Genomic DNA, 26,608 nt, shown 5'->3' on the forward strand with positions numbered 1-26,608 from the left:
TTCAGTTTGCAGTTTTTACTCAAACTTGCAAACTGAATATTGCAAAATGCAAACTGTAGATTATATAGAAATGAAATTCAAAAAACCACAAACGCTACAAGAAATTGCATCATTAATTAATGTAAATTATATAGGTGATGCAAATTTTGAAATTTCAGGGATCAATGAAATTCATGTTGTAACCAAAGGAGATATCGTTTTTGTAGATCATCCAAAGTATTATGAAAAAGCATTAAATTCTGCAGCAACTACTATTTTAATTAATAAAGAAGTAGCGTGTCCAGAAGGAAAAGCCTTGTTAATTTCAGACGATCCATTTCGTGATTTTAATAAAATAACAAAGCATTTTAATCCTTTTATAGCTTCTAAAGTTAGTATTTCGGATTCTGCGGTTATTGGAGAAAATACAATAATTCAACCAAATGTTTTTGTTGGTAACTATGTAACTATTGGTCAAAATTGTGTAATTCATCCTAATGTTACTATTTATGATCATTCTGTTATTGGTAATAATGTAACTATTCATGCAAATACAGTTTTAGGTGCAGATGCATTTTATTATAAAAACAGACCCGAAGGATTTGATAAATTAATTTCTGGTGGAAGAGTTGTTTTAGAAGACGACGTAGATTTAGGTGCATCTTGTACAATAGATAAAGGTGTTACCGGAGATACAACCATTGGAAAAGGTACCAAAATTGATAATCAGGTTCATGTTGGGCATGATACCAAAATTGGAAAAAAATGTTTAATAGCATCACAAACTGGTATTGCTGGTTGTGTAATTATTGAAGATGAAGTAACCATTTGGGGACAAGTAGGTACAAATAGCGGAATTACAATAGGCAAAGGAGCTGTAATTCTAGGGCAAACAGGAGTTACAAAGTCTGTTGCAGGAGGAAAAAGTTATTTTGGAACACCAGTTTCAGAATCAAGAGAAAAGTTAAAAGAAATGGCAGAAATAAAACGATTTTTAAAAGAGAGAAAGAATTCTTAAAATCCTTTTTTAAAAACAATCAATAAACTATTTTTGCGTAACAAAATTAAATATCAAACCAATGAGTGTTTTAGTAAATAAGAATTCAAAAATTATTGTTCAAGGTTTTACAGGTAGTGAAGGTACTTTTCACGCTGGTCAAATGATTGATTATGGAACGAATGTTGTTGGAGGTGTAACTCCAGGAAAAGGAGGTCAAGTACATTTAGGAAAACCTGTTTTTAACACAGTAAAAGAATCTGTAGATAAAGTAGGTGCAGATACATCAATTATTTTTGTACCACCAGCTTTTGCTGCGGATGCAATTATGGAATCTGCAGATGCAGGAATTAAAGTAATTATTTGTATTACAGAAGGAATTCCTACAGCAGATATGGTAAAGGTAAAAGCTTACATAGATAATAAAGATTGTAGATTAGTTGGTCCTAACTGTCCAGGAGTAATTACTCCAGATGAAGCTAAAGTTGGTATTATGCCAGGTTTTATTTTCAAAAAAGGTAGAGTAGGTATTGTATCTAAATCAGGTACCTTAACTTATGAAGCAGCAGACCAAGTTGTAAAACAAGGTTACGGAATTACTACAGCAATTGGTATTGGTGGAGATCCAATTATTGGAACGACTACTAAAGAAGCCGTTGAGTTGTTAATGAATGACCCAGAAACAGAAGCAATTGTTATGATTGGTGAAATTGGTGGTAATTTAGAGGCTGAAGCTGCACAATGGATTAAAGCGGATGGAAACAGAAAACCAGTTGTTGGTTTTATCGCAGGTCAAACTGCACCAGCAGGAAGAACAATGGGGCATGCAGGTGCTATTGTTGGTGGCGCTGATGATACAGCACAAGCAAAAATGAAAATTTTAGCAGAAAACGGAATTCACGTTGTGAGTTCTCCAGCTAAAATTGGTGAAATGATTGCAAAAGTATTAAAGTAATTCCATTTTCATTAAGAAACTGTTAAAATTTTAGAATAAAATAGTATAAACTCCGATGAATTCGTAAATTCATCGGAGTTTTTTATTTCAACCAAAATTATATTTATGAACAAGATTAAATTGTTATGTATTAGCTTTTTGTTAGTTGCAGTCGCGAGCTGTAAAACAGAAACAAAAACGAGTTACGAGGTAACTTCAAAAAAAGATGCCAACGGATTATCTTATGAAACCGTAAAAAATGATCCGACAGGTTTGCGCTTGTACACTTTAGAAAATGGTTTAAAAGTGTATTTAAGTCAGAATTCTGATGAACCTAAAATTCAAACCTACATTGCTGTAAGAGCAGGTTCTAATTACGATCCTAAAGAATCTACAGGTTTAGCGCATTACTTAGAGCACATGGTGTTTAAAGGAACACACAAAATAGGAACTGCAGATTGGGAAAAAGAAAAAGTGTTTTTAGATACAATTTCTAATTTGTACGAGCAACATAGAGTAGAAAAAGACGCTGACAAAAAATTAGCGCTCTATAAAGAAATTGATAGAGTCTCTTTAGAAGCCTCTAACTATTCAATTGCCAACGAGTATGATAAAATGACTGCCTCTTTAGGGGCTACAGGTACCAATGCATATACTTGGTTTGAGCAAACGGTGTACACCAATAAAATACCAGCCAACGAATTAGATAAATGGGTAGATTTAGAAGCTGAGCGTTTTGGTACTTTAGTGTTGCGTTTATTTCATACAGAATTAGAAGCTGTTTTTGAAGAGTTTAATCGTGGACAAGATAATGATTTTAGAAAGCGTTATGCTGCCATGTTAGATGGTTTGTTTCCGAATCATCCATACGGACAACAAACAACAATTGGTAAAGCAGAGCATCTAAAAAATCCATCTATGGTAGATATTCATAACTACTTTAATAAATATTATGTGCCCAATAATATGGCTGTAATTTTAGTTGGAGATTTTGAATTTGAACCAACCATTAAAAAAATAAATGCCACTTTTGGTAAATTTGAAAGAAAAGAATTAACGCACCCAACTTTAGCAAAAGAAACTAAAATTACAGCACCAATTGTAAATGAAGTTTTCGGGCCAACATCAGAATCTATTTCTATAGCATTTAGATCTGAAGGAATTAATACAGAAGAAGAAAAAATGGTAACGCTGTGCGATATGATTATGTCTAATGGAAATGCAGGTATTATCGATTTAAATTTAAATCAGAAACAATTGGTGCAAAGAGCAGGTTGTTCTCCTACTTTTTTAAATGATTATGGATATCATTCTTTTACAGGTTCCCCTAAAACAGGACAAACCTTAGATGAAGTAAAAGAATTATTATTAGCTCAAATAGAAAAATTAAAAAATGGTGAGTTTGAAGATTGGATGATTGAAGCAGTTGTTAATGACTTAAAATTAAGTCAAACAAAACAATATGAAGATAATTCGGCTTTAGCAGATACTTATGTAAATGCTTTTATTTATCAACAAGATTGGTCTAAAAGAGTTCAGTTTTTAGATGATTTAAAGAAAATATCAAAAGAGCAATTAACTGCATTTGCTAAGAAATTTTATCAAGATAATTACGTAGTAACCTATAAAAGAAAAGGAGAAGATAAAAATATTGTAAAAGTTGCAAACCCTGGTATTACACCAGTACATTTAAATAGAGATAAAAGTTCTGCATATTTAACAGCTTTTAATAAAGTTGAGTCGAAACCTTTACAACCTAAATATGTAGATTATAAAACAGCAATTAAAGAAACAAAAACAGCAAACGGAATTAAAGTTTCTTATGTTTTAAATGATAAAAATGATTTGTTTGATATGAATATCATTTTTGATATGGGTAGTGATAATGATAAGAAATTAACCCTAGCTGCAGGTTATTTAGAATATATTGGTACAGATAAATATACTAATGAAGCGCTTAAAAAAGAGTTTTACAAATTAGGTATTTCTTATTACGTTAGTACTGCAAATGATAAAACGTATGTTGGCTTAAATGGCTTAAAAGAAAACTTACCTAAAGGGTTAGAGTTATTAGAACATCTTTGGGATAACGCCAAAGCGGATAAAGATGCTTATAATAAATATGTAGAAAAAATTTACAAAGGTCGTCAGGATGGAAAAACCCAAAAAGGAAATATTCTTTGGAATGGTTTGATGAATTATGGTAAATATGGAGAAAATTCTCCGCTAAGAGATATCATGCAAATTGATGAATTAAAAGCAATCGATCCAGAAGAATTAGTGGCACTTGTAAAAGATATGAAAAACTACAAGCAACGTATTTTTTATTATGGTAAAGATGTAGAAGCAGCTGTTGCTGCATTAAATACAAATCATAAAATCTATGGAGATTTAAAAGAATATCCGGTAGCTAAAGAATATAAAGAAACTGAAACAGGTGGAAATGTATTTTTTACAGATTATGATATGGTACAAACAGAATTGATGTTTTTAGCAAAAGGCGAACCTTTTAAAGCAGAAAACATGGCAGCATCAACGTTGTTTAATACGTATTTTGGTAGTGGATTATCATCAATCGTATTTCAAGAAATAAGAGAATCAAAATCTTTAGCATATTCTGCTTTTGCCGCTTATAGCAACGCATCTAAAAAAGGAGATGCCAATTATGTGATGGCTTATGTGGGTACACAAGCTAATAAATTAGAGCAAGCTGTAGATGCTATGATGGAATTGATGAATGATATGCCAGAAGCAGAAAAACAATTTAACGCAGCAAAAGAAGCAACCTTAAAAAAATTAGCAGCTCAAAGAATTACAAAATCTAATATTTTTTGGTCTTATGAAAGATTGCAAAAATTAGGAATTGATAATGACAATAGAGAAGCAATGTACAATGCTATAAAAGAGATGACTATAGATGATTTAAAAGCCTTTTTTAATAAAAACATTAAAGGAGAATCGTATAATGTTATGGTTATTGGTAATAAAAAAGACTTAAACGTTCAATCTTTACAAAAACTAGGAAAAATAAAAGAATTAGACATCGATTATTTATTCAATTATGTAGATAAAAAGGAGGTAAAACAATAGTCGTTTAGCTTGATGTAATTAATATCAAAATTTCTTATAAATAAAAACTCGTAGACCCAATTTGGGTTTACGAGTTTTTTTATTTTTAGTATCTTTGCGGCCTTAAAAACAACTAAATAATATGAAATTATTAGAAAATAAATCAGCAATTATTACTGGTGCTACAAGAGGAATTGGTCGTGGAATCGCTATTGAATTTGCCAAACAAGGTGCAAATGTGGCTTTTACTTACAGTTCTTCTGTTGATGCTGCAAATGCTTTAGAAGAAGAATTAAAAGCTTTTGGCGTTTCTGCAAAAGGATATCAATCTAACGCGGCAGATTTTGATGCTGCTCAAGAATTAGCTAAAGAAGTTTTAAAAGAATTTGGAGCTATTGATATTTTAGTAAACAATGCAGGTATCACAAAAGATAATTTGTTAATGCGTATTTCTGAAGACGATTTTGATAAAGTAATTGAAGTAAATTTAAAGTCAGTTTTTAATTTAACCAAAGCCGTTATTCGTCCGATGATGAAACAACGTAAAGGTTCTATTATAAATATGAGTTCTGTTGTAGGTATTAAAGGAAATGCTGGTCAAACTAATTATGCAGCTTCCAAAGCGGGTATTGTTGGGTTTTCTAAATCAGTTGCTTTAGAGTTAGGTTCTAGAAATATTAGAAGTAACGTTGTTGCTCCTGGTTTTATAGAAACAGAAATGACAGAAAAATTAGACGAAGCAACTGTGCAAAGTTGGAGAGATGGAATTCCTTTAAAAAGAGGAGGACAGCCAATAGATATTGCGAATGCTTGTGTGTTTTTAGCTTCTGATATGAGTTCTTATATAACTGGGCAAACATTGTCTGTAGATGGCGGAATGAATTAAGAAAATACTTCTTATATAAATTAAACAGTGTTCAAAAAAGGAAAGGTCAGTTTCTTAGAAACTGTCTAAGTTTTAAAATCTCAGGTTAAATTTTAACCTGAGATTTTTTTATTTATTAATTTTAAATTTCACATACTCTTTTATTGTTTCTGCTCCTTTAAAGACTTTGTGAAAAAAGTTAAGAATTATGGATTTAAGCTTTATCTATTTTGCAATGACAAAGGGTAAGTTATTAATTTTTCTACTATCAGTGCATATGATCAATTTCCAATTAAATAGAAAAAGTTAGATGATAAGGTATTTAGATTTTTTTTTGGAGATAAAGGCCTGTTAGAAGGTTTGGTGCTAAAAGGAATTCATTTTAGAACATGGATTGTATAGAAACATGAAAAGAAAGCAATGAGTTTTATATATAAGATAATTTTTAGAAAAAGAGCAATTATTTAATTGGTAAATGATATTCTCAAAAGTTTTTGCTTTTTAGAATACTCCGTACTTTTTTGTGTTGTTACAAATTTTATATAGGATAGATCTTTTGATAAATTTATACAAAACATAACCTTAAGACTTATAGTTTATTCTTTTTTATCAAAAAAAATCTATAAAATTCCTGATTTTTTGCATGAAAAAGGGGGGGAAGGAACAATATTTATAATGTTTTTAAAATTACAAGGACAAATCAAAGTATTTTTTTTAATTGAATTAAAATCATTTTTTAGAGGTTATACTTTACGTTTTCTTTTATAAGAATATCTATAGGAAGGTGATGTTTTGTGTTTGATATTTTATTATGAATTAGATAATCAGATAATAGTCTTACAGATTCATATCCTTGATCAAAAGGTTTTTGAGATATTAAAAAAGAAACAGTATCATTTAATAAGCATTCTGTGTTTTGTGGTGTATTATCAAAACCAACCAGTTCAAGGTCTTTTAATAGATTATCTTCTATACAATCAACAACGATATAAATTCTACTAGAGGGTACAAATATGCCTTTAATGGAAGTATGTGCTTTTAGATAATTGTTTATTTGTTCTTTGGTTTCCGAGGAGTTGTTAAAAGTGTCAATCTTTAAAGTTTGTATTTTATAATCAATTTTATTTTTAAAAAAATAATCATTAAAGCCCTCAATTCTATTAGAAACAGCGTTGTTTTTAGTGATGTTGTGTTTAGATTGTATTATAAGAAGTTCCGATGAATTAGGAATGCTAAAATGCATTAATTTACCGGCTATATAACCTGCTGTATAAGAATCTTGACCTACATAGGCCATGTTCTTAAATCCTTTAATATCAATATTTAAAAATAAGTATGGAATATTTAATATTTCTAATTGAGCTACAATTTGATGTGTCTCTTTAGAAAAATTAGGCACCATTATAACTGCAGTAGGTTTTGTTTCTAATAATTCTTTAAATCTATTAAGATAAGAAAGTACGTTGTATTGATTGTAAGTAAAGCTTTTAACTTGAACTCCGTGATTTATTACATCATTTGCAGCTTTTAAAATACCTAAATAAGGAAATTTCCAAAAGATGTCATCATCATTATATTCTGGTATCAATACAGAAATTTGATGTTTGTTTTTAGAGGCAAGTGCACTTGCTACAGGGTTTACACTAAAATTATGGTGCTCAATTATTTGTTTAACTTTAGCTTCTGTTTTCTTAGAAACACCACCTCTGTTATGTATCACCCTATCTACAGTACCTTCAGAAACTTTTGCCTCTTTGGCAATATCTTTTATTGTAATCATATTTAAATTAGTGATTCCTGGTATTTTAATTCGATGCAATTTAGTAAAAATATTATAATTTGTGTACGCACACAAAATTTTAATTGTTATATTTGTGTGCGTACACGTAAATAAAAAATATTATTCGTTAAAGTATTTATGGTGATAAAAATAGGAGTGTTTTTAGACGCAGAATTATGGTTTAGAAGAGATTAATAATTAATTTAAAAATAAAGAAATATTTGGACACAATATTTAATATTAAAGATAAAGTAATCATAATCACAGGTGGTTATGGTGTTTTAGGTTCTAACATAGCAAAGCATTTAATAGCATCTGGTGCTAAAGTGGCTATTTTAGGAAGAGATAAAGAAAAGGCAGATAAATTGGCTAATTCTTTATCGAGTACACATGCTTTAGGTTTTAAAGCAGATGTTTTAGATAAAGAAGGTTTAGAGAAAATTAAGGATGAAATTATTGATGTTTGGGGAAAAATTGATGTCTTAATTAATGCAGCAGGAGGTAATATGGCAGGAGCTACTATTGCTCCGGAAGATTCTCTTTTTGATATTTCTATTCCAGATTTTAAAAAAGTAACAGACCTTAATTTAATGGGAACCGTAATACCTTCAATCGTTTTTGGAAAACATATGTCACACCAAGGTAATGGGTCTATTGTTAATGTGAGTTCTATGGCGGTACCCCAAGCGTTAACAAGAGTTGTAGGTTATTCTGCGTCAAAAGCAGCTATGGAAAACTTTACCCGTTGGATGGCCGTAGACATGGCTTTAAAATTTGGTGATGCAATTAAAGTAAATGCAATTGCCCCTGGTTTTTTTATTGCAGATCAAAATAGAAAATTACTAACTAATAAAGATGGTTCTTTAACAGATAGAGGAAATACGATTATACAAAATACACCAATGAAACGCTTTGGTGAAGCAGAAGAGTTAAATGGAGCAATACATTTATTATGTAGTGAAGCTTCAAAATTTATTACTGGAACTGTTATTTCTATTGATGGTGGTTTTGGTGCTTTTAGTGGAGTTTAAATAAGTAAATAAATGATACAAAATTTAGAACAAACTTGGCGTTGGTACGGACCTGATGATCCTGTTTCTTTATCAGATATAAAACAATCTGGAGCAACAGGTATTGTTTCTGCGTTACATCATATTAAAAATGGTGAAGTTTGGACGGTAGAAGAAATCATCAAAAGAAAAGATATTATAGAAAATGTTGGGTTAACGTGGTCTGTTGTAGAATCTGTACCCATTCATGAAAATATTAAAACGAAGTCTGGAGATTATCAATTGTATATTGAAAATTATAAGCAAACACTTTTAAATTTAGGTAAATGCGGAATTGATATTGTTTGTTACAATTTTATGCCAGTTTTAGATTGGACACGTACAAATTTAGATTATGAAGTTTCAGATAATTCTACAGCATTACGTTTTGAAGCAGCCGCTTTTGCCGCTTTCGAATTGTATTTGTTAAAAAGACCAGGTGCAGAAAATGAATATTCTGATGCTCAGAAACAAAAAGCAGCAGAATTTTTAAAGAATGCATCCGTAGATGATCAAAAAAGATTAATCAGAAATATTATTGCAGGTTTACCTGGAGCAGAAGAAGGCTATTCTTTAGAAGAGTTTAATACTATTTTGGCAACCTATAAAAATGTTGGTCCAAAGGAATTAAAGGCGAATTTGTTTTCGTTTTTATCAGAAATTATTCCAGCGGCAGAACAAGCAGGGGTGTTAATGTGTATTCATCCAGATGATCCTCCTTTTCCTATTTTAGGTTTGCCTAGAGTGGTGTCTACAGAACAAGATATTGTAGATATCTATAAAGCTGTTCCTTCTCATCATAATGGGTTAACTTTCTGTACAGGATCTTTTGGTGTAAGATCTGATAACGATTTAGAAGGTATGGTAGAACGTTTGGGAGATCGAATTCACTTTATTCATTTACGTGCTACGAAAAGAGATGTAGAAGGGAATTTCCATGAAGCAAATCATTTAGATGGTGATGTAGATATGTATGCTGTAATGAAAGCGTTGATTTTAGAACAGCAAAAAAGAATTGCTGCTGGTAGGCAAGATGTAAGAATGCCATTTAGACCCGATCATGGTCATAAAATGTTAGACGATTTAAAGAAAAAAACAAATCCGGGTTATTCTGGTATAGGTCGCTTGCGTGGTTTGGCAGAATTACGTGGATTAGAATTAGGAATTAGACGATCATTATAAAATGAATTAAAATTACACCTCATTAGTTTAAAAGCTAATGATGTAAAAATATATTATGTCAACAACTTTCGAAATAAGATACGCTTCAAGTCCACAAACAGTAAAAAAATACGACACTCAAGAATTAAGAAATGAGTTTCTAATTCCTGATTTAATGGAAATAGGTAAAGTAAAGTTTACCTACACTCATTATGATAGATATATTGTTGGTGGAGCTGTGCCAATAGCACCTTTAAAATTAGAAACAATAGATCCTTTAAAAGCTGATTTTTTTCTAGAAAGAAGAGAAATGGGAATTATAAATGTAGGAGATAGGGGAAGTATTTCTGTTGATGGTGAGGTTTTTAAAATGAATCCTAAAGATGCATTATACATTGGTAAAGGTGCAAAAGAAATTGTTTTTATTAGTGACGATGCTAATAACCCTGCAAAATTTTATATCAATTCTGCACCAGCACATACTGCCTTTCCAACAAAACATATTACAAAAGAAGCTGCTAATAAAATAGAATTAGGAAGTTTAGAAACAGCAAATCACAGAACAGTAAACCAAATGATTATTGGAGGTATTGTAACTACTTGTCAATTACAAATAGGTATGACAGAGTTAAAAACAGGTTCTGTTTGGAACACAATGCCAGCACATGTGCATGATAGAAGAATGGAAGTGTATTATTATTTAGATATCCCTCAAAATCAATCAGTTTGTCATTTTATGGGACAACCACAAGAAACACGTCATATTTGGATGCAAAATCACCAAGCAGTAATTTCTCCTCCTTGGTCAATTCACTCAGGATCAGGAACGTCAAATTATACATTTATTTGGGGAATGGCAGGAGAGAATTTAGATTACAACGATATGGATGTCGCTAAAATAACAGATTTAAGATAAAAAAGATGTCTCAAACTTTATTATTATGCAGGTTTTGGTTGGAGATAAGTAATCAATTTAAAAAGCAAACAGATAGTGAGGCTTATTTAGAGAATTAAAAAAAAGACTAATAATCCATTGATAATAAAAATACTATAAATCAATATATAATGATAAATAGGAGTACTTTTTTTACGGTTTTACTCATCACTCTTTCTTTATTTTTAGTTGGATGTAAAACAGAACAAACAACTAAAGTTTTAAAATTGGCTCATGGTTTAGATACGCAACACCCAGTTCATAAAGCGATGGTAGTTTTAGGAGAAAAACTGAAAGAAAAATCTGGAGGAAAACTAATTGTTACTATTTATCCTAGTAGACAATTAGGGGGAGAACGAGAGTGTTTAGAATTATTGCAAATAGGAAGTTTAGATATTACTAAGGTTTCTGCGGCAGTTTTAGAGAATTTTATTCCAGAGTATAAAGTGTTTAGTGTGCCTTATTTGTTTAGGGACAAAGCACATACATTTAGTGTTTTTGATAGTGAAATTGGTGAAAATTTATTATTGAAAGGAGAAAAATTTAGATTACGTGGTTTAACTTTTTATGATGCAGGAAGTAGAAGTTTTTATATGAAAGAAAGTCCTATTAAAACTCCTAATGATTTAACAGGTAAAAAAATTAGAGTGCAAAAAAGTAACATGGCAGTTGCTATGATTAATGATTTAGGTGGGGCTCCAACACCAATTTCTTGGGGAGAATTATATACGGCCTTACAGCAGGGAGTTGTAGACGGAGCAGAAAATAATCCACCCAGTTTTTATACCTCCAAACATTACGAAGTTTGTAAATTTTATTCTTTAGATGAACATACTTCTGTACCCGATGTATTATTAATTGGTACAGATACTTATAGTCGTTTAAACGAACAAGAAAGAGGGTGGTTAAAAGAGGCTGTAGCAGAAAGTACCATAGCACAAAGAAAATTATGGGCAGCATCAGAAACAGCATCTTTGGCAGCAGTTAAAAAGGCAGGTGTGCAAATTTTTTATCCAGAGAAAAAACCTTTTGAAGAACAAACCAAAGGAATATTAGAGATGTTTTCTGATAATGAAGAAATGAAATCATTAATTATTTCCATAAAAAACCAACAATAATGAGAGCTAAAATTGATAATATATTAGAAAAATTAGTGCTTTTTATTCTAGCTTTAATGTTATTAAGTGTTGTTTGGCAAGTGTTTTCTAGATTTATTTTACGAAACCCAAGTACTATTACAGATGAAATTTCTAGTTTCTCTTTAATTTGGTTAGGATTGTTAGGTGCGGCTTACGCAACAGGTAAGCATTTGCATTTGGCAATAGATTTAATTCCTGAAAAAGTAGTAGAAAAAAAACAAAATTTATTTGATGCAATTGTTTACCTATCAACTTTTGTTTTTGCTTTTACAGTTATGGTTATTGGTGGGGTTAGACTGTGTCAACTAAGTTTTCAATTTGGTCAAACATCAGCAACTTTAGAAATCCCTTTAGGTTTCATTTATTTAGTGGTGCCTATTTCTGGAATTTTAATTAGTTATTACAGTTTAGATACATTTATCTATAAGAGAAAATTAAATAAAGCTTAAAAGATATGAATTTAGTTGAAGTTTTAATTTTAGTGACCAGCTTTTTAATATTCTTATCATTAAGAGTACCAATTGCTTATGCTATTGGGTTAGCTGCTTTATTTACTTTGTTAAGTGCCATGCCTTTTTTACCTTCTGTAACTACATTAGCACAAAGAATGGCAACTTCGTTGGATAGTTTTACGTTATCTGCAATACCATTTTTTATATTGGCAGGTCAAATAATGAATAGAGGTGGAATTGCAGTTAGGTTAATTAATTTTGCAAAGGCAATTGTAGGGCCACTTCCTGGAGGTTTGGCTTTTGTAAATATCATTTCTTGTATGCTTTTTGGTGCAATTTCTGGATCTGCAGTGGCTGCAGCATCTGCTATTGGAGGTTTTATGAACCCAATGATGGAAAAAGATGGATATGATAAATCCTTTAGTGCTGCCGTAAATATAACAAGTGCAACAACAGGATTAATAATTCCGCCAAGTAATGTGTTAATTGTTTATTCTTTGGCAAGTGGTGGTGTTTCTATTGCGGCCTTATTTATTGCAGGTTATGTACCAGGTTTATTAATTGGTTTAGCTTTAATGGTTGTGGCTTTAATTTATTCGATTATAAAAAAATATCCAACAGATAAATTAGTTAGTTTTAGAGAGTTTTTTAAACGTTTTATTGATGCTTTACCTAGTTTAATGTTGTTGGTTGTAGTTATTGGAGGAATTGTAGCTGGTATTTTTACAGCCACAGAAGCATCTGCAATTGCTGTAATTTACACATTAGTTTTAGGTTTTGTTTATAAAGAAATTGCAGTTAAAGATATTTCTCCTTTGTTGTTAGAAACAGTAAAAACATCTGCAATTGTACTGTTATTAATTGCAACGTCTATTGCTATGTCTTGGGTAATGAGTTACGAAAACATTCCGCAAGAAATTAGTAATACGTTATTATCAATTAGTGATAATCCAATTGTTATTTTAATTATTATCAATTTAATATTATTATTTGTAGGGGTTTTTATGGATATGACTCCTGCTGTATTAATCTTTACACCAATTTTTCTACCAATTGTTACAGAATTAGGGATGAATCCAATTCATTTTGGAATTATTATGATTATGAATCTTTGTATTGGGTTATGTACTCCGCCAGTGGGTTCTGTACTCTTTGTAGGTTGTAGTGTAGCAAATTTAAAAATTCAACAAGTAATAAAACCCTTGTTACCTTTATTTTTGGTGATGATAGCAGTATTATTATTAATTACATATTTTCCTGAATTAACACTTTGGTTGCCAAGACAATTTGATTTGTTGTAGTCTAGAATTGTAAATGTTTTTTTATGAAGTAAACAAGTCCATTATTTTCATAACAGATACTCCATTTTCTATAGAACAAGGATTTTTCTCTTTACCTAAGAAATAATTTACAGTACTTTCTATCATTGGTTGTTGAATATGAACCGGATTTTTAAAACTGAAGACTTCTTCCTTTTTAATAGTAGATACAGTTATTTCTTCACCATAAAAAGAAAAGGTAATTGTGCCATTTTCGCCATAGATTTTACATTCATCTTTTACAGTATTTTCTGATGCATTAAAATTCCAAATACCTCTAAATTGAATTCCGTTTTCAAACTCAATAATTCCGTTTACAAGATTAGCCGCTTTGTTTTTGTTTGTTGTATCAGTAAAACCTATTGCTTTTTTTATTTCACCAAAATAATAATACATTAAATCTATTTGATGAGGTGCAATATCATGAAAATATCCACCACCAGAAATCTCTGGTTCTAATCGCCAATTAGTTGCTGTTTTAACAATGATTGTATTTTTTTTAGATTGTAGAATTTTAAGATCTGCGAATAATATTTTGCCAATTACATTATTGTCAATTAACTGTTTTACTTTTAAAAATGCAGGTAATTTTCGTCTATAATGCGCAACAACTAATTGATCATTTGTATTAATAAGCTTATTTAATTCTAGTGCTTCAGAAAAATTTAAAGTTATAGGTTTTTCTAAATACACACGTTTTTGTGCAGTCAAACATTTTTTAGCAATTTCTAAGTGACTAGAAGGCGGAGTTGCTATATAAACAGCATTTATTTCTGGGTTATTTAATAACTCCTCTACAGAAGTGTACCAATAAGGAACTTGGTGTCTTTTTGCAAAATCTTTTGCTTTTATGGCGTTTCTTCTCATTACAGCAATAAGTTTCGAGTTTTTTACTTTCTGAAAAGCAGGCCCACTTTTTACCTCTGCAACATCTCCGCAACCTATAATTCCCCAATTAATAGTATCCATAAAAAGAGGGTTTTATTATTTAAAATTGAAATAACTTTTAGCATTATAATAACAAATGTCACTTACAATTTTACCTAAAAACTCTTCGTCATCTGGCAATTCTCCGTTTGCTACATCAGTACCAATTATGTTACATAAAATTCGTCTAAAATATTCGTGTCTTGTAAACGATAAAAAGCTTCTAGAATCTGTTAGCATACCAACAAAACAACTTAATAAACCTTGATTAGAAAGTGTATTAATCTGTTTTTCCATACCATCTTTTTGATCTAAAAACCACCAAGCAGCACCAAACTGAACTTTTCCTTTTATATTACCATCATTAAAATTACCAACCATGGTTGCAAACACTTCGTTGTCTGAAGGGTTTAAATTGTAAACTATTGTTTTTGTTAATTGATTTGTGGTATCTAAAGTATTTAAATAGCCACATAATGATTCGGCCTGAGAGAAATCTCCAATAGAATCAAAGCCAGTATCGGGCCCTAAAGTTTTTAATAAACGTTTATTATTATCTCTAATTACACCCAAATGTAATTGTTGAGTCCAACTTTTTTTATGATACATTTTTCCCAAAGCAATCATTGTTTTTGCTTTAAAGAAAGATACTTCTTCTTTTGATAAGTCCTTATTTGCTTTTATTTTCTTAAAAAGTAAAGAAATATCATATACATCCGTTTCAAAATAATACAATTGTCCAAATCCATGATCTGATAACTTACAACCATTTTTATTAAAAAAATCGATTCTATTTTCTAAAGCAGCCAATAGGTCATTAAAATTATCAATAGATAAATTACTTGCTTTTTCTAGTTTTAAAAGATATTTATTATATGTTTTTACATTTTCTACGGCAAATGCTTTATCAGGTCTAAAAGTTGGAAATGTTTTTACTTTTGTCTTGTCTTTTTGAATAGCAATATGATATTCTAAAGAATCTATAGGATCATCTGTAGTACATAAAGATTCTACATTCATCAATTTTAATAAACCATTTGCAGAATGAGTTTTTTCTTGCAACATTTTTGCAGTCTTTTCATAGATTTCTTCTGCATTTTCTGGTGTTAGAATTTCATTAATTCCAAAATATGCTTTTAGTTCTAAATGTGTCCAATGAAAAAGCGGATTTCTAATTGTAAAAGGTACAACTTCTGCCCATTTTAAAAACTTTTCTTTATCAGTTGCGTCCCCTGTAATATATTTTTCATGAATCCCAAAAGCACGCATTGCACGCCACTTATAATGATCTCCAGATAACCAAACTTGTGCTATGTTTTCAAACTGTTTATCTACAGCTATTTCATTAGGAGGTAAATGATTGTGATAATCTATAATGGGTAATTTTTTAGCAAAATTGTGATATAATTTTTTAGCAAAATCAGTTTGAAGTAAAAAATCATCCTTTAGAAATGTTTTCATTTTTTTAGTATAAGTGTAATTCTTAATTGAAATAAAATACTCAAAATCAAAGATACAAATTATGAAGATTTTTTTCTATCCAAAGTGTTTTTTTGTCGTAGTTATAACTACTATTTCAGTTAAAATATTTTGTAGTAATGGTAGAAGGAGAAGTAACTATAGAAATAATTATTCAGCAGCGATTAAAATATGTGCTGAAGTTGTTAGTTGTTTTCAATTACTTATGAGTATAATTTTTGGTTTACAACTTAAATCACTGTAAATGCGGTGTTCGTTGTTTTTTTTAATATATAAAATAACACATCTTATACTCATTGCATAAGTAAGTTTTTTAATTTTCTAGTAAAATATTTCTAGAATAATGATATAAAAAGCTGGATATAAAACAGGAAAAAATTACTAAGTATTTAGAATACTAGCTACACCTATTAAATATTGATTAAATAATTTTTCTGAAATATTTTATCATAAATATCTTTACTAAACATATATAATTGCGCTGGTTTTTTTGATACTCCAACTTGTTTCTCATCTAAAGGAACAATATATTTTTTGTTAATTAATTTTCTTCTAAAGTTTCTATTATCAATTTCTATAGCCAAAATAGATTGGTATAGGTCTTGCACCTCATTAATGGTAAACTTATCTGGTAATAATTCAAAAATAATAGGTTCTTGCAAACATTTTATTTTTAAATCTTCATAAGCTTCTTCTATAATTTGTTGATGATCGAAACCTAGTTCTGGTAAATCATTAATAGAAAACCATTTTGCTTGGTATTTATTATCGGTAAGGGAAACTTCTTCCGTTTTTAATAAAAAATAGTAAGCAATAGTAATTGTTCTTAAGTTAAATTTTTCATTTTCAATCCAAAGTAAATCTTTTTTTCCCATTAACCTGTTAGGGTTTCCAAATGCTTTAAACTGTTTTTTATAAAGGTTTGTTAATCCTGTTAACTCTTTTAATACTCTAGATGCAGCATCGTCTAAAGCTTCATTTTCAAACACATGATATCCTGTTAAAACGTAATCATCTACCAATACTTTGTCTTTAGATGCAGATTCTAAATAACGTTTTATCAACAATACATTTAATGATTTGGTTTCTGTATCGTAACCAAAAACAACACAATCTACCGATAAATTTGGGATTTTATTAATTTCCATATTATAAGTTAGGATGTAAATTTACATTAATATTTTATAAATCAATAATAAACGTCAAATATACATTATTAGTCAAACTATTTTAACTTTTATCACAATAAAGAATAAATATTAATTTATTTATGCTCTTTTTATAATTGTATAAATTCACTACCTAAAGCAATGTAGTGTTAAATTAGAGTACTATAAAGATAATTTAGAATATTTTTTCTACTCTTTTTTTAAGTTTGTATTATTTTTTTATATACATTTGCTTATCAAACGTCATTTTGACGCTTTTGAAAAAGTTGGTTTTCAATTAACTATATAAATTAAAAAGAATGAAACTAACATTTCAGTATTTAAAACAAAAAAACATATTTACTTCAAAAGTAAATATGAAATCATTATTTGTTTTTGCACTTTTTCTATTGGCTCTTCAAACGATGAATGCTCAGGAAAATAATTCAAAAGATGATTACCAAGCATTTATAATTGGTGGACATTTAAAAAATATGCACTTATGGCACGGGAGTGTTGTTCATCCAGGAGCAATGATTGCTACGGGTATAGAATACAATTCTAAAAACAAGAAATTTACTTTTGGTTTTTGGGGTGGTGCAAGTTTTTCTACAATAGATGTAGAAAACAATGCAACAGGTAAAAATGAAAGTGCTTATTATAAAGAAGTCTCAATTTATACTAAATATCGCTTCTCTGATGCTTTTTTTATTGAAGCTGTATCTCATAATAATTACACAGGAGTGGAAGAAAGGGGAGATAAATTACAATTTTGGAGTTATGATAAAACACAAGGCTATAATTTTGTAGATGTTAGTTTTGGTTATAATGTTACACTAAACACATTATTGTATTTGGCTACTATTGTAAATGGTGGTTCTGGAGATTATGAAATTCAGAGAGATGGTTCTTTAAAGAATTCTTGGACACATTATTTTGAAGTTCAAAGTAAAGTATGGCAAAAACGAGATGCTAGTTTATCACTTTTTGCTGGTGGAGCTTGGTCTTTTATTACAGATAAAACTTTTTATACCAATAATGCAGGAAATATTATAAATGTAGGAGCTACATTAAACAAAGATGTAAAAATAGGCACCTACAAATTGCCAATTGGTGTTACTGCGATGTGGAATCCGGAACAAGAAAAAATGGTGCTTCAACTTGATATAGCGTTATTTTAAGATCAATATAATTTCTAAATATTTACAGTTTACCATGCCGCGCATTGTAACTAAAATTAAAAAGAACTAACTTTAAAAAAAACATTACATGGAAACACCCAATCAATACCAGCAGTTCGAAAACTTAGAAATAGAACAATTACCAATTGCTAAAAACAAACTTCATAATTGGACGCATTTTGCTGGTTTATATGCTGCAGAACATGTTGCTGCCACAGAATTTGTAATTGGTGCAACCTTTGTAGCTTTAGGTGCAACTACTAAAGATATTATTTTAGGTTTATTGATTGGTAATATATTAGCCGTTTTAAGTTGGACTTTAATTGCATCTCCTATTGCTGTAGATACTAGATTGAGTTTATATACATATCTTAATAAAATAGCAGGAGATTCTATGACAAAGCTCTATAATTGGGCAAACGTTGTTATTTTTACGGTAATTTCTGCGGCAATGATAACCGTATCTTCTACAGCTGTTCGGTTTGCTTTTGATATTCCGGCACAATTAGATTGGTATCCAACAAACCTTTGGTTTGTTTTAATCGTTTTACTTGTTGGTATTGTAGTGGTTGCTATTGCTATATATGGTTTTACAGCAGTATCTAAATTCTCTGCAATTTGTGCACCTTGGTTATTTGTGATGTTTATTAGTGGTGCATTTATACTTTTACCTGCGCTTTCTTTAGATGTTTTAGGAGAAACGTTACCAAGTGGATGGACGGAACTTATAAATTTAGGAGATCAATCTATTTGGACCGGACTTAATAGCGATGGGGAACCAGGTATTGGATTGCTAGAAGTAATCGGTTTTGCTTGGGCAGCAAATTCAATTACTCATTTTGGACTTATTGATATGGCTTTGTTTCGTTTTGCAAAAAAGAAGTCTTACGGTTTAGCAACCAGTACCGGAATGATGTTTGGTCATTTTGTTGCTTGGATTTCTGCAGGAATAATGGGAGCTGGTGCTGCCGTTATTATCGGTAAATCTATTGTGGAATTAGATCCAGGAGATGTTGCTTATTATGCGTTAGGTTGGTCTGGTTTTGTAATTGTAATTGTAGCAGGTTGGACCACCGCTGTAGCTAATCTTTACAGAGCAGGTTTAGCTGCACAAGCAATTTTTACTAAAAGTTCAAGAAAAAAGACTACTATAATTGTTGGTTTAGTAACCATGGTAGTAGCTTGTTTTCCGTTTGTGTTTTCTCAAATGCTTCCACTATTAACGTATGCTGGTTTGTTAGTGGTGCCAGTTGGTAGTATTGTTTTTGCAGAACATCAAATATTTCCTAAAATAGGATATACACGTTATTGGTCTCAATACCGTAAATTAACATTTAGTACTCCGGCTATTGCTTCTTGGGCATTAGGATTGTTATTTGGGTTTGGTTTAAATATGTTAAATGTAATGTCTTTTTATTATTTATTTATACCAACTTGGATTTTTACAATACTTATTTACACCTTTTTAGCAGGACGTTATGGTGCAAAAGATAAATATCCAGAAGAAGAAGAAAAAGAGAGAATAAGAAATATCAACATAGAAAAATTTCAAGAAAAGAAGGCTGAAAAAGAAGTTGTTATCATAGTCGATAATTCACTATTTACAAAGGTGCTAAAAGTTATTTCATTACTTGTATTAGCAATTACGCTTGTGTTGGCTTGTATTGTGTTATTTGGCAGTGAAACAGAGAAAATATATATAGAAAATAGAGAACTATTTTATACATACGCATTTGTATGTACTGTAATTTATTTTGCAACATCAATTTGGGCACTTAGAAGAGGCAATTCTTTAAATAAATAAAAAATCATGGAAAATATAATTAAATTAAATCAAAAGAATTTAGTAGAAATTAGTACTAAAATAACTTCACCTACTTATAATAGAAGTGAAATTAAAACAGGTATTGTGCATGTGGGTATTGGTGGCTTTCACAGATCTCATGAAGCTTTTTATACGGACTTATTATTAGAAAATGAAGCGCAGAAAGATTGGGGGATCTGTGGTGTTGCATTGCTAGATTTTGATACTAAAATTTACAACACACTAAAAGAACAAGACGGTTTATATACGTTGATTATAAAAGAATTAGATGGTTCGTTAACAAAGCAAATTATCGGTTCTATGGTAGAAGTTTTATATGCACCTGAAAGCCCGATAAAAGTCATTGAAAAAATGGCAAGTCCGGATGTTAAAATTATTAGTTTAACAATTACAGAAGGTGGCTATAATTACAATGAAGCAACAGGAGAATTCAATTTTGAAAACCCTTTAATTCAACATGATTTAGAAACGCCAAGTGCACCTAAAACTATTTTTGGATATTTAACACAAGCGTTAAAATTACGAAAAGAAAAAGGTTTAAAAGGTGTTACCATTCAATCTTGTGATAATATTCAAGGAAATGGGCATATGGCAGAAAAAATGTTGTTGAGTTATGTAAAAGTTGCTGAACCAACATTAGTGTCTTGGATTGATGAAAACGTTTCGTTTCCGAATGCAATGGTCGATAGAATTACACCAGCAACATCAGCGTTAGATATCGAAAAATTAAAAGAAACTTCAGGTATTGATGATGGTTGGCCAGTAGTTTGTGAACCTTTTAAACAATGGGTTATAGAAGATAATTTTGCTGCAGGAAGACCTGCTTGGGAAACTGTTGGAGCTCAGTTTGTAAAAGATGTAGTACCCTATGAAAAAATGAAATTAAGTTTACTGAATGCAGGTCATTCTGTATTAGGAATTTTAGGCGCATTATATGGATATTCAACTATTGATGAAGCAGCAAATGACGCTGATATCAGTTCTTTTTTAAGAATATATATGGGGAATGAAGTAACACCAACTTTAGGAGATTTAGAAGGTGTAAACTTAAAAAATTATAAGTTTTCATTAATCCAAAGATTTGGAAACACTTACATAAAAGATCAAATTGAAAGAATTTGTTCTGAGAGTTCAGCTAAAATTCCAATTTTTATTTTACCAACGGTTTATGCGCAATTAGAGAATAATAGAACAATAAACCATGCCGCTTTTATCATTGCTGCTTTTGCAATATATAGTGTTGGAGTAAATGAGAATGGTTCGCAATTAATGATAAAAGACGCTATGGAAGCAATTTTAACTGAAAAAGCAATTTTATCAAGAAATAACCCTGCAGCTTTTTTAGAAATAGAATCTATTTTTGGGCAGCTTAAAAACTCTAAGATATTTTTAGAAGCTTATACCGATGCATATCAAAATATTGTTAAAAATGGAATAGAAAAATCGGTAAAAGATATAAATAGTACAGTTTTAAATAAAATTTAGATGGCAAATATTACATGTTTTGGCGAAGTGCTTTTGGACGTGTTTCCAACGCACAAAAAAATAGGAGGAGCTCCTTTAAACGTTGCAGTAAGATTACAATCTTTAGATAATAATGTATATATAATAACTAGGGTTGGAGCAGATGATAATGGTCAAAAAATTAAGGATTTTATTAAGGAAAATAACGTTAACAAAGTAGCCTTACAAGTAGATGAAAATCTAAAAACAGGAAAAGTTAAAGTAATACTAGATGATAAAGGTTGTGCTTCTTATGACATTATGTTTCCTAGGGCTTGGGATCAAATTGAATTGACAGAAAGTGCAAAGAAAATAGTTAAGGTTTCAGATGCTTTTGTTTTTGGTAGTTTGGTGGCTAGAGATGAAGTCTCTAGAAATACACTGTATGAACTTTTAAAAATAGCAAACTATAAAATTTTTGATGTTAATCTTAGAGCACCTTATTATAATATAGATGGTTTAAGTTATTTAATGAAGGAAGCTAATTTTATTAAATTTAATGATGATGAAATTTTTGAAATTTCAAAAGGATTAAATTTTTCATCAAATTCATTAGAAAAGAATATTCAATTTATAGCAGAAGCTACAGACACTAAATCTATTTGTGTTACAAAAGGTAGTGCAGGTGCAATACTCTATTATAATGACAAATTTTATTATAATAGTGGTTATTCAATAGAAGTTATAGATACAGTAGGTGCTGGAGATTCATTTTTAGCTTCTTTAATAAATAAATTATTAAAAGAGGTTGATCCTCAAGAAGCGTTAGATTTTGCTTGTGCTGTTGGTGCCATTGTTGCAAGTAGTGAAGGCGCAAATCCTGAAATTAAAGAAAGTGATATTTTAAACTTTATTGCACAAAAGACTGTTTAAAAGCAACGTTGTACATAATTAGTATTAGCAGAGGCTGTCTAAAAAGAATATCTTTTTAGACAGCCTCTTTTTTCGTTTAAGAATATAATATTAAAAATACCCCCAATAGAATACCGAATAAAGGAACCAATTTTTTACGTTTATTTTGTTCTTTAAATAGCAATCCACCAACTACAACTGCAATTAAAATCTGACTCCTTTTGATGGCCGATAATAACATAATTAATGCATCAGGATCTTGTAAAGCTTTAAAATAAAAGTAGTCTGCTGTTTGCAATAAAATTCCCACTGCGGGTATAGACCATCTAAATTTAAAGGCTTTTCTTTTATCAGCATAAGGAAACCAAGTAATAGATAAAATTATTAATAAAATTAGAATGGTGTAGAAGCAAAACCAAAATTGTAATGTTTGTGGGTTTAAGCTTAAATTCTGAATTAAAAATTTATCATACAATCCACTAGAAGCTCCTAAAAAGGTTGCACCGATAATGGCAAAAATCCATTTATTTCTTTTAAAGTTAATGCCTTCCTTTTTTCCAATTTTAGAATATAAAAGTACTGAGAGAATAATCAGGAAAAAACCAATCCATTGTAAAAAGTTTGGTTTTTCTTGATAAATAAAAATGGCACCAATAAAGGTGAAAAAAGGGCCTGCAGATCTAATTGGGGTTACAATAGTAATTGGTAAATGTTTTAATGCTTGATATGCTAAAACCCAAGAAGCTGCCATTATCATCGATTTTATAAAAATAAACCCATGAGTAGTCCAAGGAATATTTGTTATATAAAATCCTATCTTTTGCATATAATCTGGATTCCAAATAGATCCCAAATAGAAGGGAAGTATCAATAAAAAACCAGCAGAAATAGTTCCCAACAATACAGGGAAAACCTCATTACCTTGTACGGCATGTTTTTTACATAAATTGTGTAATCCTAAAAATAAAGCAGCTAAAAGTCCTAAGTACATCCACATAATGCGCGCGAAGATAGTAGAATCAAAAAAATATGAAACAGTTAATAATTAGTATTTTATTTAAAATTAAAAACAGCAATTAAAATTTTGGTTAACTTGTTGTGAGATAGTATTTTACTTTTTATTTAATGATTATTATTAAAAAGTTATTTTTTTAATAACAAACTTTTTCAATCTTTTAGGAGAATAAACGCTATCTTTTGTAAGAATTTTAAGAAAGTACCTAAATGCAGGTTTTTTAATTAAAAAAAGCTCTTTTATTGTTGTTTTTTATAGATTTCACCATTGTTTTCGTCTTTTTAACAAATAAATGCATATCAATTATATCCTTATTATTGATTTATTAAAGATTTGGTATCAATTTATTGTTATTAATGTAAAAAAATAAATGAAATAAAATTACTATTACAATAATCGCAACATATTTTAAAAATCATTGACATTTTCATAAAACTAATTTATATTTACTAAAAAATTATAAGATTTGAAAAAAACTACAACACTACCGCTATTTTCAACTTACGAATTAGATTCTAGATTTTATGATGAGCTCTTTAATAAGAATAATGAAATAAGAGAAGTTTATAAAACTTTGTATAATTTATTTGGATCTTATTCTGTTTCAGAATTTGATCGTTTAAATAAAAAAGCAAAAGATTCTTTTTTTAATCTCGGAATTACGTTTCAGGTTTATGGTGAGAAGGAGGTAAAAGAGAAAATTTTTCCTTTCGATTTATTTCCAAGAATTATTAATAATAAAGAATGGACTACCATAGAGAAAGGTGTTTTACAAAGAAGCAAAGCATTAAATCTTTTTCTTTGGGATATTTATCATGATCAGAAAATTATAAAACAAGGTATTGTACCTAAAGATTTAATTGATTCTTCTGTAAATTTTTTACCTCAAATGAAAGGGTTAGATCCTCCTGGAGGAATTTACAACCATATATCTGGTACCGATTTAATAAAGCATGCTGATGGTAATTATTATGTTTTAGAAGATAATATAAGATGTCCTTCTGGAGTAAGTTATGTTATAGGAAATAGAACAGCTGTAAAACATGCGTTGTTTGGTGTTTTTAATCAATATAAAGCACATACAGTGGTAGATTATGGATCTAAGTTATTAGAAACAATGGAGTCTGTAAAACCTAATGGAGTAGATGCGCCTGTTTGCGTTATTATTACGCCTGGTGTTTATAACTCTGCTTATTATGAGCATTCCTTTTTGGCAAAACAAATGGGGGTTGTTTTAGTAGAAGGTAGAGACTTATTTGTAGAAAATGGTTTTGTATACATGAGAACTATTTATGGACCAGAAAAAGTAGATGTTATTTATAGAAGAATAGATGATTTGTATTTAGATCCTTTGGTTTTTAAAAAGGATTCTATGTTGGGGGTTCCTGGTTTATTTTCTGTCTATTTAAAAGGAAATGTAACTTTAGTAAACGCTCCTGGTACAGGTGTTGCAGATGATAAAGCTGTTTACACCTATATGCCACAAATTATTAAATATTATTTAGATGAAGAACCAATATTAAACAATGTACACACCTATCATTGTAGTAGAAAAGACGAATTAAAGTATGTGCTAGAAAATATAGATAAGTTGGTTGTGAAACCTGTTGATGAGTCTGGTGGATATGGAATTTCTATTGGTAGTAAATTAACAAAAGAAGAAATAGAAACGGTTAAAAAAACAATATTAGCAGACCCTAGAAAATATATAGCACAACCTATTATGTCTTTATCTACACACCCAACGTATATTGATGATAATGAGTCTTTTGAGTCTAGGCACGTAGATTTAAGGACTTTTACGTTATTAGGAAAAGACATCGATTTTGTATTAAAAGGAGGCTTATCTAGAGTTGCGCTTAAAAAAGGAAATTTAATAGTAAATTCATCTCAAGGTGGTGGTTCTAAAGACACTTGGGTTTTAAAAAAATAAAGAAATATGTTAGCAAGAGTAGCCAATAACCTTTTTTGGATGGGGAGATATATTGAACGTTCAGAGCACCTAGCGAGGTTTTTAAACGTTAATTACTTTTCTTCTTTAGATGCACCAGATGAATTATCACAATCTAGGCAATTTGTATTGCGTTCTGTAATGTATATGTCTGCAGATGAAATTATAGATGCTGATATTATATTAGATGAAGAAGCGGTTTTGTTTAATGTTGGGTTAAATTTAGAAAAGCCTTATTCCATAGTAAATACGTTTATAAATGCACATGAAAATGCCCGTAGTTCTAGAGATTTAATTTCAACAGAATTATTTGAATGTATCAATACTGTAAATCATAGAATAAAAACATATCCAATAGATCAGTTTGTAAAAAGTGGGTTGTATGATTTTACATCTATTATCACGCAATCTGCATCAGATGCAAGAAGTAAAATTAAAAGTACACTTTTACATGATGAAGTTTATGCTATTATTATGTTGGGTGTTTATTTAGAAAGAGCTATTCAAGTATCAAGAATTATAAATTCTAAGCTAAGTGATGTTGCTGCTTCTAAAGAACTTTACGGAGAATTAGCGGGTAATTACCAATGGTCTACACTTTTAAAATGTGTTTCTACACACGATATGATGCGCCGTTTCTATAAAAAAACGCCGACTAGAAAAACATCCTTAGAGTTTATTATTTTAAATAAAAAGTGCCCTAGGTCTATAAAAAACTGTTTGTTTCAAATCTATAAATATATCTGTATTATTTCTAGGAATAAGGTAATTTCTGATGATTCTGCGGCCTTTTTAATTGGTAAAATAAAAGCAGAGTTTGAGTATAAATTATTTGCAGATATTGATGATAATTTAGAAGAGTTTATTGCAGATTTAATAAAGAAATTAATTTTAATAGCATCAAAATTAGAAGAGAACTACTTTAATATTACAGACCCTAGTTTTGTAAAAGAACAAGAAAATAAGGGAGAAGAAGAAACAAAAACTCAAACACAAGAACAGAAATAATAATTTTGGCTCTTTTTGTTTCTTTTAATAGGTTTTAAAAA

At 29.9% G+C, this 26,608-nt stretch carries 21 protein-coding genes; 16 read left to right on the forward strand and 5 right to left on the reverse strand.

What is annotated here, in order from left to right; all coding sequences use genetic code 11:
• Positions 1 to 70 precede the first annotated feature (70 nt).
• From WHD07_RS01230 to fabG, 4 genes are all read left to right on the forward strand, one after another.
• Positions 71 to 997 carry a UDP-3-O-(3-hydroxymyristoyl)glucosamine N-acyltransferase gene (locus tag WHD07_RS01230; RefSeq protein ID WP_343331034.1) on the forward strand — a complete coding sequence of 309 codons (927 nt, stop codon included), beginning with the start codon at positions 71 to 73 and terminating at the stop codon, positions 995 to 997.
• A 61-nt stretch (positions 998 to 1,058) separates the two neighbouring features.
• Complete coding sequence (sucD, locus tag WHD07_RS01235) at positions 1,059 to 1,931, forward strand: succinate--CoA ligase subunit alpha (protein ID WP_105048510.1); 873 nt, start codon at positions 1,059 to 1,061, stop codon at positions 1,929 to 1,931.
• Between the two features lie 105 nt (positions 1,932 to 2,036).
• Positions 2,037 to 5,000 carry a M16 family metallopeptidase gene (locus WHD07_RS01240; protein ID WP_343329724.1) on the forward strand — a complete coding sequence of 988 codons (2,964 nt, stop codon included), beginning with the start codon at positions 2,037 to 2,039 and terminating at the stop codon, positions 4,998 to 5,000.
• 121 nt (positions 5,001 to 5,121) lie between these two features.
• Entirely contained in the window at positions 5,122 to 5,865 is a 744-nt protein-coding gene (gene fabG, locus WHD07_RS01245; RefSeq protein WP_105048512.1) for a 3-oxoacyl-[acyl-carrier-protein] reductase, read from the forward strand.
• A 715-nt stretch (positions 5,866 to 6,580) separates the two neighbouring features.
• Here the strand turns inward: fabG and WHD07_RS01250 are convergent.
• Positions 6,581 to 7,624 carry a substrate-binding domain-containing protein gene (locus WHD07_RS01250; protein ID WP_343329725.1) on the reverse strand — a complete coding sequence of 348 codons (1,044 nt, stop codon included), beginning with the start codon at positions 7,622 to 7,624 and terminating at the stop codon, positions 6,581 to 6,583.
• 221 nt (positions 7,625 to 7,845) lie between these two features.
• Here WHD07_RS01250 and WHD07_RS01255 point away from each other — a divergent pair, with 221 nt between their 5' ends.
• From WHD07_RS01255 to WHD07_RS01280, 6 genes are all read left to right on the forward strand, one after another.
• Positions 7,846 to 8,655 carry an SDR family oxidoreductase gene (locus WHD07_RS01255; protein ID WP_343329726.1) on the forward strand — a complete coding sequence of 270 codons (810 nt, stop codon included), beginning with the start codon at positions 7,846 to 7,848 and terminating at the stop codon, positions 8,653 to 8,655.
• A gap of 12 nt (positions 8,656 to 8,667) precedes the next feature.
• On the forward strand, positions 8,668 to 9,855 hold the full coding sequence (gene uxuA / locus WHD07_RS01260) for a mannonate dehydratase (protein ID WP_343329727.1): 1,188 nt from the start codon (positions 8,668 to 8,670) through the stop codon (positions 9,853 to 9,855).
• Between the two features lie 55 nt (positions 9,856 to 9,910).
• Positions 9,911 to 10,750, forward strand: coding sequence for a 5-dehydro-4-deoxy-D-glucuronate isomerase (gene kduI / locus WHD07_RS01265; protein WP_343329728.1), 840 nt, complete (start codon positions 9,911 to 9,913; stop codon positions 10,748 to 10,750).
• A 149-nt stretch (positions 10,751 to 10,899) separates the two neighbouring features.
• Positions 10,900 to 11,886 (forward strand): TRAP transporter substrate-binding protein, encoded by a 987-nt coding sequence (locus tag WHD07_RS01270; RefSeq protein ID WP_343329729.1) that lies wholly within the window; start codon positions 10,900 to 10,902, stop codon positions 11,884 to 11,886.
• Positions 11,886 to 12,356 (forward strand): TRAP transporter small permease, encoded by a 471-nt coding sequence (locus WHD07_RS01275; RefSeq protein WP_343329730.1) that lies wholly within the window; start codon positions 11,886 to 11,888, stop codon positions 12,354 to 12,356. Before WHD07_RS01270 ends, WHD07_RS01275 begins: the two co-directional genes overlap by 1 nt.
• 5 nt (positions 12,357 to 12,361) lie before the next feature.
• Positions 12,362 to 13,660, forward strand: coding sequence for a TRAP transporter large permease (locus WHD07_RS01280; RefSeq protein ID WP_343329731.1), 1,299 nt, complete (start codon positions 12,362 to 12,364; stop codon positions 13,658 to 13,660).
• A 21-nt stretch (positions 13,661 to 13,681) separates the two neighbouring features.
• On the opposite strand, the gene WHD07_RS01285 is transcribed toward WHD07_RS01280, so the two are convergent.
• The 3 genes from WHD07_RS01285 to WHD07_RS01295 form a co-directional block, all read right to left on the reverse strand.
• On the reverse strand, positions 13,682 to 14,647 hold the full coding sequence (locus tag WHD07_RS01285) for a Gfo/Idh/MocA family oxidoreductase (protein WP_343329732.1): 966 nt from the start codon (positions 14,645 to 14,647) through the stop codon (positions 13,682 to 13,684).
• 15 nt (positions 14,648 to 14,662) lie between these two features.
• The gene (uxaC, locus tag WHD07_RS01290; RefSeq protein WP_343329733.1) at positions 14,663 to 16,066 is read right to left on the reverse strand and encodes a glucuronate isomerase; all 1,404 of its coding nucleotides are present in this window, start codon (positions 16,064 to 16,066) and stop codon (positions 14,663 to 14,665) included.
• Between the two features lie 428 nt (positions 16,067 to 16,494).
• Positions 16,495 to 17,232 (reverse strand): NUDIX hydrolase, encoded by a 738-nt coding sequence (locus WHD07_RS01295; RefSeq protein WP_343329734.1) that lies wholly within the window; start codon positions 17,230 to 17,232, stop codon positions 16,495 to 16,497.
• 320 nt (positions 17,233 to 17,552) lie between these two features.
• Between WHD07_RS01295 and WHD07_RS01300 the strand changes: the two genes are divergently transcribed.
• From WHD07_RS01300 to WHD07_RS01315, 4 genes are all read left to right on the forward strand, one after another.
• Positions 17,553 to 18,413 carry a hypothetical protein gene (locus tag WHD07_RS01300; protein ID WP_343329735.1) on the forward strand — a complete coding sequence of 287 codons (861 nt, stop codon included), beginning with the start codon at positions 17,553 to 17,555 and terminating at the stop codon, positions 18,411 to 18,413.
• An 88-nt stretch (positions 18,414 to 18,501) separates the two neighbouring features.
• Entirely contained in the window at positions 18,502 to 20,217 is a 1,716-nt protein-coding gene (locus WHD07_RS01305) for a hypothetical protein (protein WP_343329736.1), read from the forward strand.
• A 6-nt stretch (positions 20,218 to 20,223) separates the two neighbouring features.
• Positions 20,224 to 21,723: a mannitol dehydrogenase family protein gene (locus WHD07_RS01310; RefSeq protein WP_343329737.1), complete on the forward strand. Its 1,500-nt coding sequence runs from the start codon at positions 20,224 to 20,226 to the stop codon at positions 21,721 to 21,723.
• The gene (locus WHD07_RS01315; RefSeq protein ID WP_343329738.1) at positions 21,724 to 22,614 is read left to right on the forward strand and encodes a carbohydrate kinase; all 891 of its coding nucleotides are present in this window, start codon (positions 21,724 to 21,726) and stop codon (positions 22,612 to 22,614) included.
• Positions 22,615 to 22,690: 76 nt separating this feature from the next.
• Here the strand turns inward: WHD07_RS01315 and WHD07_RS01320 are convergent, their stop codons facing one another.
• Positions 22,691 to 23,590 carry an EamA family transporter gene (locus tag WHD07_RS01320; RefSeq protein WP_343329739.1) on the reverse strand — a complete coding sequence of 300 codons (900 nt, stop codon included), beginning with the start codon at positions 23,588 to 23,590 and terminating at the stop codon, positions 22,691 to 22,693.
• Positions 23,591 to 24,074: 484 nt separating this feature from the next.
• Here WHD07_RS01320 and WHD07_RS01325 point away from each other — a divergent pair, with 484 nt between their 5' ends.
• Together WHD07_RS01325 and WHD07_RS01330 are read left to right on the forward strand one after the other, a co-directional pair.
• Positions 24,075 to 25,541, forward strand: coding sequence for a circularly permuted type 2 ATP-grasp protein (locus WHD07_RS01325; protein WP_343329740.1), 1,467 nt, complete (start codon positions 24,075 to 24,077; stop codon positions 25,539 to 25,541).
• A 6-nt stretch (positions 25,542 to 25,547) separates the two neighbouring features.
• Positions 25,548 to 26,567, forward strand: coding sequence for an alpha-E domain-containing protein (locus WHD07_RS01330; protein ID WP_105048520.1), 1,020 nt, complete (start codon positions 25,548 to 25,550; stop codon positions 26,565 to 26,567).
• Positions 26,568 to 26,608: the final 41 nt, after the last annotated feature.

This window comes from Polaribacter staleyi, assembly GCF_038024045.1.
Lineage (GTDB): Bacteria > Bacteroidota > Bacteroidia > Flavobacteriales > Flavobacteriaceae > Polaribacter > Polaribacter butkevichii.

Coding starts and splice junctions, on each gene's coding strand:
- WHD07_RS01320 (WP_343329739.1), bottom strand. CDS start 23,590: ATGTGGATGTACTTAGGACTTTTAGCTGCTTTATTTTTAGGATTACAC.
- WHD07_RS01285 (WP_343329732.1), bottom strand. CDS start 14,647: ATGGATACTATTAATTGGGGAATTATAGGTTGCGGAGATGTTGCAGAG.
- sucD (WP_105048510.1), top strand. CDS start 1,059: ATGAGTGTTTTAGTAAATAAGAATTCAAAAATTATTGTTCAAGGTTTT.
- WHD07_RS01300 (WP_343329735.1), top strand. CDS start 17,553: ATGAAACTAACATTTCAGTATTTAAAACAAAAAAACATATTTACTTCA.
- uxaC (WP_343329733.1), bottom strand. CDS start 16,066: ATGAAAACATTTCTAAAGGATGATTTTTTACTTCAAACTGATTTTGCT.
- uxuA (WP_343329727.1), top strand. CDS start 8,668: ATGATACAAAATTTAGAACAAACTTGGCGTTGGTACGGACCTGATGAT.
- WHD07_RS01305 (WP_343329736.1), top strand. CDS start 18,502: ATGGAAACACCCAATCAATACCAGCAGTTCGAAAACTTAGAAATAGAA.
- WHD07_RS01310 (WP_343329737.1), top strand. CDS start 20,224: ATGGAAAATATAATTAAATTAAATCAAAAGAATTTAGTAGAAATTAGT.
- WHD07_RS01280 (WP_343329731.1), top strand. CDS start 12,362: ATGAATTTAGTTGAAGTTTTAATTTTAGTGACCAGCTTTTTAATATTC.
- WHD07_RS01240 (WP_343329724.1), top strand. CDS start 2,037: ATGAACAAGATTAAATTGTTATGTATTAGCTTTTTGTTAGTTGCAGTC.
- WHD07_RS01295 (WP_343329734.1), bottom strand. CDS start 17,232: ATGGAAATTAATAAAATCCCAAATTTATCGGTAGATTGTGTTGTTTTT.
- kduI (WP_343329728.1), top strand. CDS start 9,911: ATGTCAACAACTTTCGAAATAAGATACGCTTCAAGTCCACAAACAGTA.
- WHD07_RS01330 (WP_105048520.1), top strand. CDS start 25,548: ATGTTAGCAAGAGTAGCCAATAACCTTTTTTGGATGGGGAGATATATT.
- WHD07_RS01270 (WP_343329729.1), top strand. CDS start 10,900: ATGATAAATAGGAGTACTTTTTTTACGGTTTTACTCATCACTCTTTCT.
- WHD07_RS01275 (WP_343329730.1), top strand. CDS start 11,886: ATGAGAGCTAAAATTGATAATATATTAGAAAAATTAGTGCTTTTTATT.
- WHD07_RS01230 (WP_343331034.1), top strand. CDS start 71: ATGAAATTCAAAAAACCACAAACGCTACAAGAAATTGCATCATTAATT.
- WHD07_RS01250 (WP_343329725.1), bottom strand. CDS start 7,624: ATGATTACAATAAAAGATATTGCCAAAGAGGCAAAAGTTTCTGAAGGT.
- fabG (WP_105048512.1), top strand. CDS start 5,122: ATGAAATTATTAGAAAATAAATCAGCAATTATTACTGGTGCTACAAGA.
- WHD07_RS01315 (WP_343329738.1), top strand. CDS start 21,724: ATGGCAAATATTACATGTTTTGGCGAAGTGCTTTTGGACGTGTTTCCA.